Source organism: Rhodanobacter sp. C03, from assembly GCF_002001175.1.
In the GTDB taxonomy this organism is placed as follows: Bacteria; Pseudomonadota; Gammaproteobacteria; order Xanthomonadales; family Rhodanobacteraceae; genus Rhodanobacter.
Window position 1 is genome coordinate 612,400 of record NZ_MUNT01000006.1, and the last position, 16,416, is coordinate 628,815.

Sequence of the window (16,416 nt, forward strand, 5' to 3'; positions counted from 1 at the left end):
CTTGCGGCCCCTTCCTGATTGCAGAACAGCTTGTCGTTATTTCAGCGCTTGTCGATCGGCACGTAGGCCTGGTCCTCCGGACCGGTGTAGTTCGCGCTGGGACGGATGATCTTGCCGTCCTCGCGCTGCTCGATCACGTGCGCGCTCCAGCCGGAGGTGCGCGCGATCACGAACAGCGGCGTGAACATCGCGGTCGGCACGCCCATCATGTGGTACGCGCTGGCGGAGAACCAGTCGAGATTCGGGAACATCTTCTTGACCTCGCCCATCACCTTCTCGATGCGTTCGGATACCTCGAACAGGGTCGGGTTGCCGCCATCGGTACACAGCTTGCGCGAGATTTCCTTGATGATCTCGTTGCGCGGATCGGACACCGTGTACACCGGGTGGCCGAAGCCGATGATGATTTCCTTGCGCTCGACGCGGGCGCGGATATCGGCCTCCGCCTCATTGGCGCTGCGGTAGCGCGCGATGATCTCCATCGCCACTTCGTTCGCGCCACCATGCTTCGGGCCACGCAACGCACCGATCGCACCGGTCAACGCGGAGTACATGTCCGAACCGGTGCCGGCGATCACGCGCGCGGCGAAGGTCGAGGCGTTGAACTCGTGCTCGGCATACAGCACCAGCGACTTGTCCAGCGCGTGCGCGTGCAGTTCGCTCGGCTTCTTGCCGTGCAGCAGGTGCAGGAAGTGCGCGGCGATCGAGTCGTCGTCGGTCTGCGTCTCGATGCGCTTGCCGTTGTGGCTGAAGTGATACCAGTACAACAGCATGGAACCGAAGCTGGCCATCAGGCGATCGGCGATCTCGCGCGCACCGGTGACGTTGTGGTCGTCCTTTTCCGGCAGCACGGTGCCGAGCACAGAGCAACCCGTGCGCATCACGTCCATCGGATGCGTCGCGGCCGGCAGCAGTTCCAGCGCAGCCTTGACTGGCGCGGGCAAGCCGCGCAGACGCTTCAGGCGCGCACGGTAGTTGTTGAGCTCGGTCCAGTTCGGCAGCACGCCGTGCACCAGCAGGTACGCCACTTCCTCAAAGCAGCCCTTGGCCGCCAGGTCGTGGATGTCGTAGCCACGGTAATGCAGGTCATTGCCGCTACGGCCGACCGTGCACAGCGCGGTATTGCCTGCCGCCACACCGGACAGCGCGACGGATTTCTTGGCCTTGGGCAGGGTTTGCTCGCTCATCGATAACTCTCCTGAGACTTGCTGATACATGGCGATGCGATGGGCATCGCGCATACGAAAAAAATGGCGCGTTCAGACCTTCTTGCTGGCGAACAGCGCGTCGAGCCTGCTCTCGAAATCGTGATAGCCGATGCGCTCGTACAGCTCCTCGCGCGTCTGCATGGTGTCGATCACATTGCGCTGGTGGCCGTCGCGGCGAATCGCCGTGTAGACGTTCTCGGCCGCCTTGTTCATCGCGCGGAAAGCCGACAACGGATACAGCACAATGCCAACGCCGGCCGTGCGCAATTCGTCCACGCTGAAGAGTGGCGTGCTGCCGAACTCGGTGATGTTCGCCAGCACCGGCACCTTCACCGCATCAACGAAGCGGCGATAGGTCGGCAGGTCGTAGGCGGCCTCGGCGAAGATGCCGTCGGCACCGGCCTCGACGCAGGCGACCGCGCGCTCGATCGCGGCATCGACACCATCGACGGCAATCGCGTCGGTGCGTGCAATCAGGAAGAAATCCGGGTCGGTCCTGGCGTCTGCTGCGGCCTTCACACGGTCGGCCATTTCGCCGGCGGATACGATCTCCTTGCCCGGCCGGTGCCCGCAGCGCTTGGCGCCGACCTGATCCTCGATGTGGCACGCGGCTGCACCGAACTTGATCAGGCTCTTCACCGTGCGGGCGATATTGAATGCGCTGGGGCCGAAGCCGGTATCGATATCTACCATCAACGGCAGGTCGCAGACGTCGGTGATGCGGCGCACATCGGTGAGTACGTCATCCAGCGTGTTGATGCCCAGATCCGGCAGGCCCAGCGAACCGGCCGCCACGCCGCCGCCGGAGAGGTAAATCGCACGATAACCAGCGCGCTTGGCGAGCAACGCATGGTTGGCGTTGATCGCGCCGATCACCTGCAGCGGCTGTTCCTCCACCAAGGCAGCGCGAAAACGCGCTCCAGGAGATGCGATTTTCGTCATGGCGTGCTCCACGGAAAACGTTCATTTTAGCGTACCGGAGCCATGTGCGTGCCCATGACCTTCGAGGCATCGCATCTAGCTCCCCTGCTCTGGGCCCTCCTCCAGCGCACGGCGGATTTCGTCCAATGCAGCGGGATCATCCAGCGTCGACAGATCACCCGGATCGGCGCCCTGCACCAGCGCCTGCAACGAGCGGCGCAGCAGCTTGCCCGAACGGGTTTTCGGCAGTGCGCTGACCAGATAAACGCGGGCCGGACGGGCCAGCGCGCCCAGCTGGTCGGTAACGCATTGCCGCATGGCCAGTGCGACGACCGCCGGATCCTCGGTCACACCCTGCTTCAGGGTTGCGAATACCACCGGGACCTGCCCTTTCAATTCGTCCTTCATGCCGATCACCGCTGCTTCGGCGACCGCTGCATGGGTCGCCACGGATTCCTCGATCTCGCGCGTACCGAGCCGATGGCCGGCGACATTGATCACATCATCGGTGCGGCCGAGGATCCAGGTGTAGCCCTCGTCGTCGCGGATCGCCCAGTCCAACGAGCTGTACAGCAGTTCCTTGAAGTGGCTGAAGTAGCTGTGTACATAGCGGTCGTCGTCGTGCCATACCGTGCTCAGGCAGCCCGGCGGCAACGGTGGCTGGAACACCAGCACGCCCTTTACGCCCGCAGCAACTTCGGCGCCGGTGTTCTCGTCGATGACCTTCATGCCGTAACCCGGCGCCGGCAAACCGGGCGAACCGAATTTCACCGTCTTCAAGTCCAGTCCGGGCATCAAGGTGATCGCCGGCCAACCGGTCTCGGTCTGCCAGTAGTTGTCGATCACCGGCACGCCGAGACTGTCGGTAATCCAGTGCGCGGTCGGCTCGTCCAGCGGTTCACCGGCGAGGAACAGCCACTTCAACGCGGAAAGGTCGTACTTCCTCAGCCAGCTTTCGTCCTGCTTCTTCAGCACACGAATCGCGGTGGGCGAGGAGAACATCGTGTGCACGCCGTAGCGCTCGCATAGCTGCCACCAGATGCCCGGATCCGGTCGCGTCGGCAAGCCCTCGTACAGCAGCGAGGTGGCACCACCGATCAGCGGGGCATAGACGTTGTACGAGTGCCCCACCGCCCAGCCGACATCCGAGGTGGAGAACATCACCTGCCCCGGCGCGATGTCGAATACAGTGCGGATCGACAGCGCCATCGCCACCGCATAACCGCCGACGTCACGCTGGATCCCTTTGGGTTTGCCGGTGGTGCCCGAGGTGTACAGCAGATAGCTCGGCTCGTTCGATTCCAGCCAGGTCACGGCCACTTCGGCATCTTCGTGCCGTGTGCGCAGGCTGGCGTAGTCGAGATCGCGATCAGTCACACGGGTCATCTGCGGATCCAGCCCGCGATCGACGATCAGCACATGCGGCGGCGGTGCCAAGGCTTCGGTCAAGGCCGCGTCGACCAGCGGCTTGTACGGAATCACCTTGCCGCCGCGCATGCCGGCATCGGCGGCGATCAGCAGCTTCGGCTGGGCATCGTCGATGCGCAAGGCGAGGTTGTGCGCGGCGAAACCGCCGAACACCACCGAGTGGATCGCGCCGATACGCGCGCAGGCGAGCATCGCGAACACCGCCTCGGCGATATTCGGCAGGTAGATCACCACGCGATCGCCCTTGTCCACGCCCAGTGACTGCAACACGGCGGCGAACACGTTCACCTCGCTATACAGCTGTCGATAGCTGAACTCGCGGGTGACATCGGTTTCGCTGGAAATCGCCACCAGCGCCAACTGCTCGGCACGCGCGGCCAGATGCCGGTCGATCGCGTTGTAACAGAGATTGGTGGTGCCACCGACAAACCAGCGTCGGAACGGCGGGTTCGATTGATCGAGGATCTGCTGCGGCGGTTTGTCCCAGTGGATCAGACGCGCCTGCTCGGCCCAGAACCGCTCCGGTTCATCGATCGACTGCCGGTAGAAATCCTCGTAACGCATGGCCGCGCCCTTCCTGCTGTCAACTGGCCAAGACTAGAACAGACGCAGCGCAGCAAGTCGCCCGACTTTCGTCGTCGGAAACGACAACGGGCCGGCAAAGGCCGGCCCGTCATGTGACTCCTTCCCCTGCGTGCAGGAGACGAAGGCCGTTGATTATTTCTTGGCGAACAGATGCTCGACGCCGGCACGCTCTTCGCGCAGTTCCTTGTCGGTGGCGTCCATGCGGGCGCGCGAGAAGTCGTTGATCGCCAAGCCCTGCACGATCGCGTACTTGCCGTCCTTCACCGTCACTGGATAGCCGTAGATCACGCCCGGCGCGATACCGTAGGAGCCGTCGGACGGGATGCCCATCGAGACCCAGTCGCCCTCGGCCGTACCCATTGCCCACGAGCGCATGTGATCGACTGCAGCGGACGCCGCCGAGGCCGCCGACGAAGCGCCGCGCGCCTTGATGATCGCCGCACCGCGCTGCTGCACGGTCGGGATGAAATCGCTCTCGTACCAGGCCTGATCGACCAGCGACAGCGCCGCCTTGCCTTCCACGGTGGCGTGGTACAGGTCCGGATACTGGGTGGAGCTGTGGTTGCCCCAGATCGTCATCTTCTTGATGTCGGTGTTGTGCTTGCCTGTTTTTTCGGCGAGCTGGCTCAACGCGCGGTTGTGGTCCAGGCGGACCATCGCGGTGAAGCACTTCGGATCCAGATCCGGTGCGTTCTGCTGCGCGATCAGCGAGTTCGTGTTGGCCGGGTTACCGACCACCAGCACGCGCACGTCACGCTTGGCGTGATCGTTCAGTGCTTTGCCCTGCGGGCCGAAGATGGCGCCGTTGGCTTCCAGCAGATCCTTGCGCTCCATACCAGGACCACGCGGACGCGCACCAACCAACAGTGCGTAGTCGACGTCCTTGAACGCGACGTTGAGGTCGTCGGTGGCAACCACGCCAGCCAGCGTCGGGAACGCGCAGTCGTTGAGTTCCATCACCACGCCCTGCAGCGCGGGCAGCGCCGGGGTGATTTCCAGCAGGTGCAGGATCACCGGCTGGTCCGGACCCAGCATGTCGCCAGCGGCGATGCGGAACAGCAAGGCATAACCGATCTGGCCGGCGGCGCCGGTAACGGCAACTCGAACGGGGGCTTTCATGGGGTTGACTCCTTGGTGAGATGTTCAGCTTTTTTGTAGGAGCGGCTTCAGCCGCGATGCTTCTTGCCTGTCGCGGCTGAAGCCGCTCCTACAGGTAATGTGTTCACTTCAGCTCGGCGAAGAACTCGGCGATACGCGTGAGGCCGGGCGCCAACTGTGCCGTGGGACAGGTATACGAAATGCGCATGGCGCGGGGCTCGCCGAATGCCGAGCCCGGCACGCAGGCCACGCCCTTGGCTTCCAGCAGCGCGGCGCAGAACTCCACATCGCTGTCGATCTTGACGCCGTTGTGGCTCTTGCCGAACGCCACCGAGATATCCGGAAACGCGTAGAACGCACCCTGCGGCCGCGGACAGATCACGCCGGGAATCGCGCTCAGCGCGGCGAACACCGTATCGCGCTTGCCGGCAAACTCCTTGCACTTGGCCTGCGGGATATCCTGCGGGCCACTGAGTGCCGCCACCGCCGCCGCCGTGATCACTTCCGGCAGACTGGTGATGTGGTTGGAGTTCAGCGTGGTGACCGCCTTGGCCACCACTTCCGGCCCGGCGATCAAGCCCACGCGCCAGCCCGGCATGCCATAGGTCTTGGAGACCGAGTCGACGAAGATCACCCGCTCGCGCAGCTCGGGCTTCGCGAACACGAAGTTGTGGTAACCGAGGCCGTCGAACACCATCGAGTTGTAAATGTCGTCGGTGATCACCCAGGTGTCCGGATGCTTTGCCAGCACTTCGGCCAGCGCGGCGATTTCGTCGCCCGTGTAGACCATGCCGGTCGGGTTGGACGGGTTGTTGAACAGGAATACCTTAGGCTTGCGCGCCAGCGCGGCGTCGAGCTGTGCCGGAGTGAGCTTGTAGTTCTGCGTCGAGTCGCAGTGCAGCACGTTGACCTTGGCGCCGACGATATCGGCGATGTCGTGATAGGTGGTCCAGTACGGCGCGGCGAAACAGATCTCGTCGCCTTCGTTGAGCAGCGCCTCGGCCAGGTTGTACAGCACGTGCTTGGCGCCGATACCGATCGACAGGTTCATCCGCGTGTAGCCGCTGAAGCCGAGCGCCTCGATGTGCTTGAGGAACGCATCCTGCAGCGCCTCGGCACCGCGGTTGCTGCCGTACTGGCCGGAGTCGTGCGACAGCGATTCGCGTGCCGCGGCATACACATGCTCGCCGGGCAGGAAGTTCGGCACGCCAATGGAGAAGCTGATGATGTCGCGGCCGGCAGCCTTGAGCTGCTTCGCCTTCTCGGCTATCACCATGATTGCGCTGGGTTTGGCGCGACCGACACGCTGGGCAAGCTGGGGCATGGGTTCCTCGACGTCAGGGGGATGAGGTCAGCAAACCCATGAATTTTAGCATGCGGCAATGCGGCATCCGGCAAAAATCGCAAGAGTTTTCGCACCAGCCACTGATGCATTCCTACTGCAGTCCATGCATGATGCGCACGCCACCTCCACGACGGTTCGGCCGCGGGCGGGAGGGCAAGGGTCGACAGGATGCCGGCCCTGCCAAGTTCAGGGAGATCCAACCAACTCTCGCGGAGGACACACGGATATGCTGCATCTGATCTGGTCCATCATCGTTGGCTTTATCGTCGGTCTGATCGCCCGGGCCATCATGCCCGGCGCCGACCACATGGGTTTCTGGATGACTGCTGGCGTCGGTATCGTCGGCTCGCTTATCGGCGGCGTGTTAGGCAATCTGATCAAGAAACCCGAACCGGGTTCCATGTTCCACCCGGCTGGCATTCTGATGTCGATCGTCGGCGCACTGGTCCTGCTGCTGGTTCTCCGCTTCGTGTTCCATATGTAAGCCACCTGTGGCCATTCAAACGCGGTAGCGTCTGAAACGAAAAGCGGCGGGGGTTGCTCCCCGCCGCTTTTTTATGTCCGCTACTGAAACCGATCTCAGGCGGTCTTGCCGAACAGCTTGCCGGCCAGTCCTTCCAGAGCACCCATATCGAAACCGCCACCCTGCCCGGCTGCCGGAGCCTGACCGTCGGGGGTCAGATGATCGACCGCGTGCGGCAGCACCTGCGAAAGACCGTTGAGCACCACGCTGGGGTCCACGCCGAGCTTGCTGGCCGCCTCCTGCACTACCGAGCCCATACCACCGTTCTGCAACGCCTGGCCAAGCTGGTCGCCTGATACCGGCTGGTTCGCACCAGTACCGATCCACGACTGCACGGCGCCACCCAATCCGTGCTGCTGCAGCATGCTGGTCAACCCCTGCACGCCACCAGCCTGCTGGAGCAACTGGCCGGCCACACCAATCAACGAACCTGCACCGGCACCTGCCTGTTGCCCCTGTCCTCCGAGCAAACTATCGAGGAATGACATGGTCGTTCTCCTTAAGTTGTGTGAATAGGCGTGAAGCCTGCTGATCATAGGCACGCAAAACCGCATTTGTCATGACTTTGGCGCACAAAAAGAAACCGCCGGCTGACGGCCGGCGGTTTCCTGGGATCCGGTGACGGCAACTCAGCCGCGCTGATCGAGCACCGCGTTCCATTCCTTCACGCGATCGGACTGCGCCGTCAGCAGCGCGTCGACGTCGCCTTCGACGGTGACCTTCTCAATCACGTCGCCCTGCTGGATCGTGTTGACCACAGCCATGTCAGCCGCATCGACCACTTCGCCGAACACGCTGTGCTTGCCGTCCAGCCACGGCGTGGCGCCATGCGTGATGAAGAACTGGCTGCCGTTGGTGCGCGGACCGGCATTGGCCATCGACAACACGCCCGGCTTGTCGTGACGCAGCGACGCGTTGAACTCGTCCTCGAACTTGTAGCCCGGGCCGCCGCGACCGCTGCCCTCGGGGCAACCGCCCTGGACCATGAAGTCAGCGATCACGCGATGGAACGACAGCCCATCGTAATAACCGCGCTTGGCCAGATTGACGAAGTTGGCGACCGTGACCGGTGCCTTGTCTTCATGCAGACGCAGGTGGATCGGGCCGCGGTTGGTGGTGAAGGTGACATTGATGGTCATCGCAAATCCTTGAGTTCGAGAGCCGCAGCGTGCGCCGGCACGGGCACGCGGGTTGCCAAGAATACCCCAGCGGCCACCCGTTGTAGGAGCGGCTTCAGCCGCGATGCATCAAAGGCATCGCGGCTGAAGCCGCTCCTACAAGTTCAGGGCAAGCCCAGCATGCCGCGCTCCAGCGCACCCGCGCCACGTGGCTGGGCCGCCGGCTTCGGCACCTCACTCGGCCATGTCGCGCCTTCGTATAGATGTGCCCACAGCCGGTCCAGCGCCGCATAGCCATACGGCAGCAGCGGCACGTGCTGGTCGCCGAAACCGGGCAGTGCCAGGAACGCATCGAAGTGCTGCGCGTGCGGTACTTTCCAGTAGATCGGTTCACGCCCTTCCTCGCGCAGCCATGCCACATACGGCTCGGAGCTGAACGCGGTCGGCAGCAAGCCGTCGCTGGCGCCATGAATCACCCACAACGGCAGGTCGTTGCGCGGCAACTTGACCGCGGTGGCCGCGATGGAAGCGTGCAAGACCTGCGACTCAGGATCGTCGCCAGTCCACAGCGCGCGCAGGCATTCGCTGCCGATCAGGGTCGGGTCGGCCGAGACGCTGGTGCCGCCGAGCAGACCGATGCCATTGCCCGGTGGAATGCCCGAGCCATCCGCCCACCAGGATGCCCGCGTGGCCGGATCGACCACACCCGGCAAGCCCTTGGCATCGATCGCCGCGTAATGGAAACCACATGGCATGTCCGTGGCACCCCGGCGCAGATAGGACGAGGCATAGCCCGCGGCAATCACCCGCCACAGGTCGAACGCGGTCGTGCTGGCAGCCGTGCTCATCGCCTCGTCGGTCCAGCCGCGGATATGCAGGTACTGATAAGCCTGCTCGGCTTGTTCGGCCACGGTGCTGCCGCTCAGCTTGCCCTGCGCGCGCAGGCTGGCGCAGCGCGACGGCCATGCCGGTGGCAGCACACCTTTCGGCGCACGCGCGAACGGCGCGGCGGCGAAGCGCTCACTGCCCAGCGCGCAAGGCAGCCAGATCGCAGCCTCGGTCGCGTAGTCGTACATCGCACGGCCGTGATCCTGCACGTGCACGTTCGGCTCCAGCGCCACCACGCCGGCGAAGAAATGCTCCTGATCGAGACCAGCCGCCTGCAACACCGCGCCACCGCCGTTGGACAGACCGGTGGCGATGATCTTCGTGTTCTGCGCCGTGAACGGGGCCTCGGCGGGAAACGCGCGATCGAGCATGGCCAACCCGAACTGCGCCGCCTGGATCACATGCCGGCCCCAGTCAGCCTCCGGGTTGTCGCCGGAGTTCATCTGCTTCACCGCGATACCCGCACTCGGTGGTGCCGGTGGCGGCTGGAACTCCAGCTCCGCTTCGCCGCGTTTGGCACGGCGACCATCCAGCGCCACGCCGCTGTTGTCGGCGTAATCGAAATAGCCGGCGCCTGTGCCCTTGTCCGTGTAGGCCACCGCGCAACCGCGCGGCAGACCCCAGGAACCGGCCAGCGAGATCGCGCCGTAGATGCCGCGCGAACCGGATGAGGCCGTGACAACCAGGCAGCGTTTCTGCTTGTCGAAATGGTCAGGCAGCTGCAGCAGCACACGATGCGGCGCGCGTGCGCCGGGGATGCGCGCAAACGCCTCGTATTCGCGACCCGGTACATCCGGCACGCCGCCATACACCGTGCCGAAACCACCCAGCGGGCCGAGATCGGCAATACCTTTCCAGCTGGTCTGGATCGCCCGTCGGCGCAGTTCTTCGGCGGTGGGGGCCAACGGATCGGCAAATGGCAGCGGCGCACCAGCCAGCCCTGCCAATCCCAGACCCGCAGTCAACAGATCGTCGTGACCGCGATGTTCGGTCACACGCACTTCGCCGTAATCGACCTCACGCATGGCGGGTTCCCTCGTCACCGGGCTGCTGGCACAAGCCGACAGCATGACTGATACCAGCACGGGCAAGCACAGCAGCGTCGAACAACGGGCGGATTTCTTCATTCCGCCACCATAACAAGCACGCCGCCCACCGCCATCGTACGAAAGTCCAGTCCCGGTCGATGCCGTGTCACGCGCCGAACTCGACGCGGCTGCCGCAGCCCGCTAACTTCAACGACATGACGAGCCTGCTGATCGCCGACGACCATCCACTGTTTCGCGCCGCATTGCGCCTTGCCGCCAGCGAAAGCCTGCCCGATTGCACAGTGCGCGAGGCCGCGGATCTGTCGGGCGTACTCGCTGCACTGGCCGCCGAGCCGGACACCGACCTGGTCCTGCTCGATCTGCACATGCCCGGCAGCCAGGGCCTGTCCGGTCTCGCCACGCTGCGCGGCCAGCATCCCAGCGTCGCCGTGCTGGTGGTCTCTGCCCACGACGAACCGCGCATCGTGCGCCGCGTACTCGATCACGGCGCCGCCGGCTTCATCCCCAAGAGCGCCAGCCCCGCCGAAATCGGTGAGGCGATCCGCCACGTGCTCGACTGCGGCAACTGGCTGCCGCCCGGTCTTGCCGCCGCCGTCGCGGCACTGCCCGCCAATCCCGCCGACACCGACCTCGCCAGCCGCCTCGCCCGCCTCACCGAACAGCAGTCCCGCGTGCTCACCCTGCTCGCCGAAGGCCTGCTCAACAAGCAGATCGCCGACCGGTTGGCGATCCAGGAGCGGACGGTGAAGGCGCATGTGACGGCGATCTTCGAAAAGCTGCGAGTAAGGAATCGGACACAGGCGGGGATGTTGTTGCGGTCGTTGGATTTGGGAGAGCCGGCACGGGTGGGGTGACCAGCTCAAACACAAAGTGAAATGGAGATCACATGAAGATTACGGAAGCACAAGTCGAAGCATCATGCAGAATCGCATCAGCCGTGTATGCCGGCAGGATGACGACCGCTGAAGGCATAAATGAATTAGTCAATCAGCACCAAGTCAATCAAGCTACAGCCCACGACTTTATCTATGACTACAAAAGACTGACTCAAGGCAAGTTGTTTCAGCGCGCCATGAGCGCCCAAGCGATGACTTATTTCATTGAGGAAATTGCCAGCACGCATGGAATGTCAGGGTTCGCAAACGCCATCGAATCCTTGTGGTCGCACATCCGCTACTACGAAGGACACACCAAGACCACGATGCACAAGATGCGAGTGGTGGTGACAGGATTTGAAACTAGGCTACCCAAGTCACGCTTGCCTCGTCTCACGGATGTGCAGGCGGAGCTTGCCAACCAAGTCACCAAATCTCTTTCGGATTTGAGCGATGCGCGCACTAAGCGCTTAATCATTGCGAACAAGGTTGCTCCTCGCTTGGAGGTTCGCACAACGATTTATGTACGCAATCCAGATGTCGTCGCCGCAGTGTTGGATCGTGCGGGAGGACTCTGCGAGCGCTGCAAGTCCAAAGCACCATTCATACGCGCATCAAACGGTACACCGTATCTTGAAGTCCATCATCGCATTCAACTAGCGGATGACGGGGAAGACAGCACCGATAACGCCATGGCGATTTGCCCTAACTGCCATCGAGAACTTCATTACGGTGCCACCGAAAAACGGGAAGAAATCACATAAACCAATGAGCGTCACAGAACACGATGTCTCTCTATCGCGCCTGTCCCGTTGCAGAAACTGCCCTCTGTAACACCTGTCGTAGAGCCAATGGCTTGAGTGGCTTGTACAGAACGCCGATCCCCACATCAAGCAACTTTTGGCGCAGCTCGCCATCACGATCCGCCGTGAGCATCACCGTCGGCACATCGGCATGCCGTTCGCGTAGCTGATGCCAGACATCGAAACCGGTGGCGCCGCCGTCGAGGTGGAAATCGAGGATATGCAGATCCGGTCGCCACGGCGCCGCCAGCGCCTGCTCGGCATTACGCGCAGCGTGCACGTGCCAGCCCCAACTGGTGAGCAAACTGCTGAGTGCAGCGAGTGCAGCCGGTTCGTTGTCCAGCACCAGCGCACGACCGGCCGGCAATGACTGCTGTGCATCGGCGACAGGCGGCAGTCGTATCGCAGCTCGCGCCATCGGCACGCTGAGGTCGAACACACTGCCGCAGCCGGGCCATGAGCGCAGCCCGAGCGGGTGACCGAGCAATCCAGCCATGCGTTGCGCGATCGACAGACCCAGCCCCAAGCCCTGCCCACCCGCCGCGCTGCCACGACGAAACTCCTGGAAGATCAGTTGCTGCTCGCCCGGCGCGATGCCCGGCCCGGTATCCCACACTTCCACGCGCAGCTGATCGCCACGCCGGCGCACGCCAAGCAATACGCGCCCGTGCTCCGCATAACGCAACGCATTCGACAGGAAGTTCTGCAACACGCGCCGCAATAGTTGTGGATCGGAACGCACCCAGGCACGCGTGCCCACCACATCGAACCGCACGCCGCGATCAAGCGCGATGGCGCGGAATTCCGCAGCGAGTGGATCGAGCACCTCGGCCAGCGGAAACGCGCGTGGCTGCGGATGCAGACGGCCGCCTTCCAGACGCGCGATATCGAGCAGGCCGGCGAGCAGGCCTTCGGTGGCGGCGAGTGCGCCATTGAGATGATGCGCGGTGGCGGCATCGGCGCCGCGTTCGGTGAGCGAGTGGGCGAACAGCTGCGCCGCGTGCAGCGGCTGCATCAGGTCGTGGGTTACGGCGGTGAGGAAGCGGCTCTTCGCCTCGTTTGCGCCTTGTGCTTCCGCCGAGGCTGCAGCCAGCGCGCGGGTGCGTTCCTCCACCCGCAGTTCCAGCGTTTCGTTGACGCGCTTGAGCGAGCCTTCGGCCTGGCGGAAAGCGGTGACGTCGGTGAACGTGGCGACGAAGCCGCCACCGGGCATCGGGTTGCCGCGGATCTCGACGATGGTGCCGTCTGGGAAGCGCCGTTCGGACAGGTGCCGGGTGCCGGCGCGCATATGAGCGAGTCGCTGCTGCACTCGCTGCTCGACTTCGCCGGGGCCGAGCATGCCGGCGTCGATGTTGTAGCGGGTCAGCTCGGCCACCGAGCGGCCGACCTGCAGCAGTTCGGGTGGATAGTCGAACAGGCGCGCATACGGACTGTTCCAGGCGACCAGCTGCAACTCGGCATCGACCACGCAGATGCCCTGGCTCATGTTCTCCAGCGCCGCTTCCAGCACGCGCTGGTTGAAGCGCAGGTCCTGCGCTGCCTCGCCGACGATGGCGACGACGGTATCCAGATCGTCGCGACCCTGTCGATGCACCACTTCCAGCAGCAGGCGCGCCGAGGCGGCACCGATCACGGCGGCCAGTTCGTGCTCGACCTCGGCCACGCGCGCACTGCCGGCGGATCCCGTAGCGGGCGCGTTCGCAAACAAGTGCTCGACCCGCTCGGGCGGCAGGAAACGCGCCGCCAGCGCATGCAGTTCAGTGACGCCGACATGACCTACGCTGACCGCATGCGTGACCCGGCCATAGCGCGAACCGGCCACCGCCAGCATCACCGCACCATTCGCCGCCAGACTCACCACCACCGCACGACCCAGCCGGTTCCAGTCGCCCAGTCCGAGCAGATCGTCCGGCGCCAGCCAGCGCAGGCCGAACGGACCCACATGCAACCAGGGCAATGCCGACGGCAGCAGCGACGGCAGCACCGCATATATCCACACCAGCGTACCGGCCGCCAGCCCGGCCATTACCGCACGCGAGCCCAGTTGCGGGCGATACACCGCAGCCAGCAGCGCCGGCGTGAGGCCAGCAAGTGCGGAGAACGAGATCGCGCCGATATCGGCCAGTGCCTCGTTGCGCGCCAGCACACGGCTGTACGCCCACGCCAGCAGGATCACCACCAGGATCGCCACGCGCCGGTGGTTCAGCAGTTCGCCGCGCAGATCGCCATGTTCGTCGCGGCCCCAGCCAGCCTTCACCCGCAGCGGCGCGATGAAGTGATTGACCACCATCAGGCTCAAGGTCAGCGTGGCGATTACCACCATGCTGGTGGCGGCACTAAGGCCACCGAGGAAAGCGATCAACGCCAGGCCGTGTTCACCGCGCGCCATCGGCAGTGCCAGCACGTACATGTCCGACGACACCCCGCTCGGCCCCAGCAGCGCATCGCCGATCCGCGCCAGCGGCAGGATCGGCAGCGAGATCAGCAGCAGGTACAACGGAAACAGCCAGCGCGCGCTGCGCAGATGCCCGTCGTTGCGGCACTCCACGATGCCCGCATAGAACTGTTGCGGCATGGTGAACATCGCCAGCGCACCGAGCAGGATCAGCGCCGGGAAGCCACTGCTGTCCGGCGGTGGCGGCACGTTGACCGGCAACCCCGCCGGCAGCGCCGTGAACAGCAGTGTGCCCAGTGCCAGCATCGCGCCAAGCTTGAACAGCGACTCGAACGCCATCGCCAGCACCAGCCCGCGGTTGTGCGCCATGGTCGAGGCACGCCGCGTGCCGAACAGCATCGCGAACAGCGCCATCAGCAATGCCACATACAGCGCACTGTCCTGCCACGGCTCCGACTCGGCCAGCTGGCCGTGGCTGAGGATGCCGTAACTCATCGCCACCGCCTTCAGCTGCAGCGCGATGTACGGCACGATGCCGATCAGCACCACCACGGTGACCAGCGCGGCCAGCCCCGAATGCCGTCCCAGCCGCACCGCGATCAAGTCAGCCAGCGAACCGGCGTTGTACTCGCGCACCAGCTGCACCATGCGGCGCAGGAATTTCAGCGCGAACAGATACATCAGGATCGCCCCGACGAACGTCGGCGGCAGCCACCAGCCGGAGCGACTGGCCTGGGTCACCGTGCCGTAGAAAGTCCATGAGGTGCAGTGGATCGCCAGCGACAATGCGTAGACGATCGCCCAGCGTTTCTCGAACAGTTGCGGACGACGTTCGCCGAGCAGGGCCACGCCGAACAGCAGGCCCAGCCAGCACAGCGCGGCAACGGCAATGATGCCGGCGCTCAGCATGCGAGGGTCCTTGGGGCCGAGGCCGCGATCGCCTTCAACGCGCTTTTTTGTAGGAGCGACTTCAGTCGCGATGCCCTTCGCAGATCAGGATGATCGAGCCAAGGCATCGCGACTGAAGTCGCTCCTACAATCGCTCCTACAGGGTTCTGGGCGCAGGGGTGATGGTGAAAGCTCACCGCCATCAAGGCTGCGTTGGCAACCCCAGCGCATGCACCGCATTCACCAGCCAGCGCAGCTGCATGCCCTGGCGGCTGTCGTAGTCGGCTCCGGAATATCCCCACCAGTCCCAGCATGCTTGCGGATTCAAGGGCGCGAAACTTGCGCGGGTCTGAGGATATAGCACGGCTACATCGTAGACATCCGCCCAGCGGTTGAAGCCGGCGTCTTGCACGAACGCCTCGCCCACCGCGTCGGCGTTCTGCTTGCAGCCATGGAACGCGACCACCAGGCCGCACGGCTTGCCGGCGAGGCAGTCCGGTGGCAGATAGACGTAGCCGGTCTTGGCCAGCAAGGCATCGGCACCATCGGGGCGCAGTGCATCCTGGTCGAACGTGCGCAATTCACCACGTGCCTGTGCTGCCGCGTGGGCCGGCTTGCCGAACATCTGCGCGAAGATTTCACCGGCGGCATCGAAGCCGCAGTGGCCGAGATACGGCGCCACCGATTTGTCGCAGTCATCGCCGCTTGCCGCCACTGGCAGGTTGTGCGCGAACGCGCGCTGGCCGTCGTCATGCACCTGCATGCCGCTCAGGCCTGGCGTGTTGTCGCGCAATTGCTCGTAGAAATGTGCGCCCGCCTCCGCCACCGCCGGCGCAACCAATGCATCAGCGCTGCCGTGCAACAGGTAGACATGGGCATGCGCGAGATCCTTCAACGGACCGATCTCGCCGGCGGCCGCACGTTTGGCGGCGCTCGCCACCAGCGCGCCGACATCCGGTGCCGGCACGCCCTTCATGCAACTGCCCAGCGCAGTTTCCAGCTTGCCACCAGCGCAACCGTAAGGGCCACCGGCAACCAGCGCCGCGTTCGGGAACAGTTCCGGATACGCCAGCTGCGCCTGGGTCGCCATATAGGCGCCGGACGAAAGCCCGACCACGGCGACACGCGACGGATCGAGCTTCAGCTTCGGCAGCGAACCCGCCGGCTGGGCTGCACAGGCGCTAGCGCTGGCCAGCAACAGCGACAGGCCGAACGGGCGGATCCAGTTTTTCAATGACATCGACGATCTCCATGGTTAGACAACGACATACGCCGAGTATGCAGCGGGTTCA

13 protein-coding genes are annotated in these 16,416 nt (G+C 64.2%); 3 read left to right on the forward strand and 10 right to left on the reverse strand.

Going from position 1 to position 16,416, the window contains the following annotated elements; all coding sequences use genetic code 11:
* Positions 1-41: 41 nt before the first annotated feature.
* The 5 genes from prpC to B0E48_RS11000 all read right to left on the reverse strand — a co-directional run bounded on the left by prpC (position 42) and on the right by B0E48_RS11000 (position 6,564).
* A complete protein-coding gene (gene prpC / locus B0E48_RS10980) occupies positions 42-1,187 on the reverse strand; it encodes a 2-methylcitrate synthase (RefSeq protein WP_077518129.1) in 1,146 nt (381 codons plus the stop codon).
* Between the two features lie 72 nt (positions 1,188-1,259).
* The gene (gene prpB, locus B0E48_RS10985) at positions 1,260-2,150 is read right to left on the reverse strand and encodes a methylisocitrate lyase (RefSeq protein ID WP_077518130.1); all 891 of its coding nucleotides are present in this window, start codon (positions 2,148-2,150) and stop codon (positions 1,260-1,262) included.
* A gap of 75 nt (positions 2,151-2,225) precedes the next feature.
* Positions 2,226-4,121 (reverse strand): propionate--CoA ligase, encoded by a 1,896-nt coding sequence (prpE, locus tag B0E48_RS10990; RefSeq protein ID WP_077518131.1) that lies wholly within the window; start codon positions 4,119-4,121, stop codon positions 2,226-2,228.
* A 153-nt stretch (positions 4,122-4,274) separates the two neighbouring features.
* On the reverse strand, positions 4,275-5,261 hold the full coding sequence (locus B0E48_RS10995; RefSeq protein ID WP_077518132.1) for a malate dehydrogenase: 987 nt from the start codon (positions 5,259-5,261) through the stop codon (positions 4,275-4,277).
* 103 nt (positions 5,262-5,364) lie between these two features.
* Positions 5,365-6,564, reverse strand: a complete 1,200-nt coding sequence (locus B0E48_RS11000) for an aminotransferase class I/II-fold pyridoxal phosphate-dependent enzyme (protein WP_077518133.1) — start codon at positions 6,562-6,564, stop codon at positions 5,365-5,367.
* Positions 6,565-6,811: 247 nt separating this feature from the next.
* Between B0E48_RS11000 and B0E48_RS11005 the strand changes: the two genes are divergently transcribed.
* Complete coding sequence (locus tag B0E48_RS11005; RefSeq protein WP_077518134.1) at positions 6,812-7,069, forward strand: GlsB/YeaQ/YmgE family stress response membrane protein; 258 nt, start codon at positions 6,812-6,814, stop codon at positions 7,067-7,069.
* A gap of 95 nt (positions 7,070-7,164) precedes the next feature.
* On the opposite strand, the gene B0E48_RS11010 is transcribed toward B0E48_RS11005, so the two are convergent.
* The 3 genes from B0E48_RS11010 to B0E48_RS11020 form a co-directional block, all read right to left on the reverse strand.
* Positions 7,165-7,596, reverse strand: a complete 432-nt coding sequence (locus B0E48_RS11010) for a YidB family protein (RefSeq protein ID WP_077518135.1) — start codon at positions 7,594-7,596, stop codon at positions 7,165-7,167.
* A gap of 141 nt (positions 7,597-7,737) precedes the next feature.
* Entirely contained in the window at positions 7,738-8,247 is a 510-nt protein-coding gene (locus B0E48_RS11015; RefSeq protein ID WP_077518136.1) for a peptidylprolyl isomerase, read from the reverse strand.
* 143 nt (positions 8,248-8,390) lie between these two features.
* Positions 8,391-10,139: a 3-hydroxybutyrate oligomer hydrolase family protein gene (locus tag B0E48_RS11020; protein ID WP_077518137.1), complete on the reverse strand. Its 1,749-nt coding sequence runs from the start codon at positions 10,137-10,139 to the stop codon at positions 8,391-8,393.
* A gap of 218 nt (positions 10,140-10,357) precedes the next feature.
* Between B0E48_RS11020 and B0E48_RS11025 the strand changes: the two genes are divergently transcribed.
* Both B0E48_RS11025 and B0E48_RS11030 read left to right on the forward strand, forming a co-directional pair.
* Positions 10,358-11,017: a response regulator transcription factor gene (locus tag B0E48_RS11025; RefSeq protein WP_077518138.1), complete on the forward strand. Its 660-nt coding sequence runs from the start codon at positions 10,358-10,360 to the stop codon at positions 11,015-11,017.
* Positions 11,018-11,049: 32 nt separating this feature from the next.
* A complete protein-coding gene (locus B0E48_RS11030) occupies positions 11,050-11,802 on the forward strand; it encodes an HNH endonuclease signature motif containing protein (protein WP_217317965.1) in 753 nt (250 codons plus the stop codon).
* 31 nt (positions 11,803-11,833) lie between these two features.
* Here the strand turns inward: B0E48_RS11030 and B0E48_RS11035 are convergent, their stop codons facing one another.
* Positions 11,834-15,145 (reverse strand): PAS domain-containing hybrid sensor histidine kinase/response regulator, encoded by a 3,312-nt coding sequence (locus B0E48_RS11035; protein WP_077518140.1) that lies wholly within the window; start codon positions 15,143-15,145, stop codon positions 11,834-11,836.
* A 181-nt stretch (positions 15,146-15,326) separates the two neighbouring features.
* Positions 15,327-16,364, reverse strand: coding sequence for a PHB depolymerase family esterase (locus tag B0E48_RS11040; RefSeq protein ID WP_077518141.1), 1,038 nt, complete (start codon positions 16,362-16,364; stop codon positions 15,327-15,329).
* Positions 16,365-16,416 lie beyond the last annotated feature (52 nt).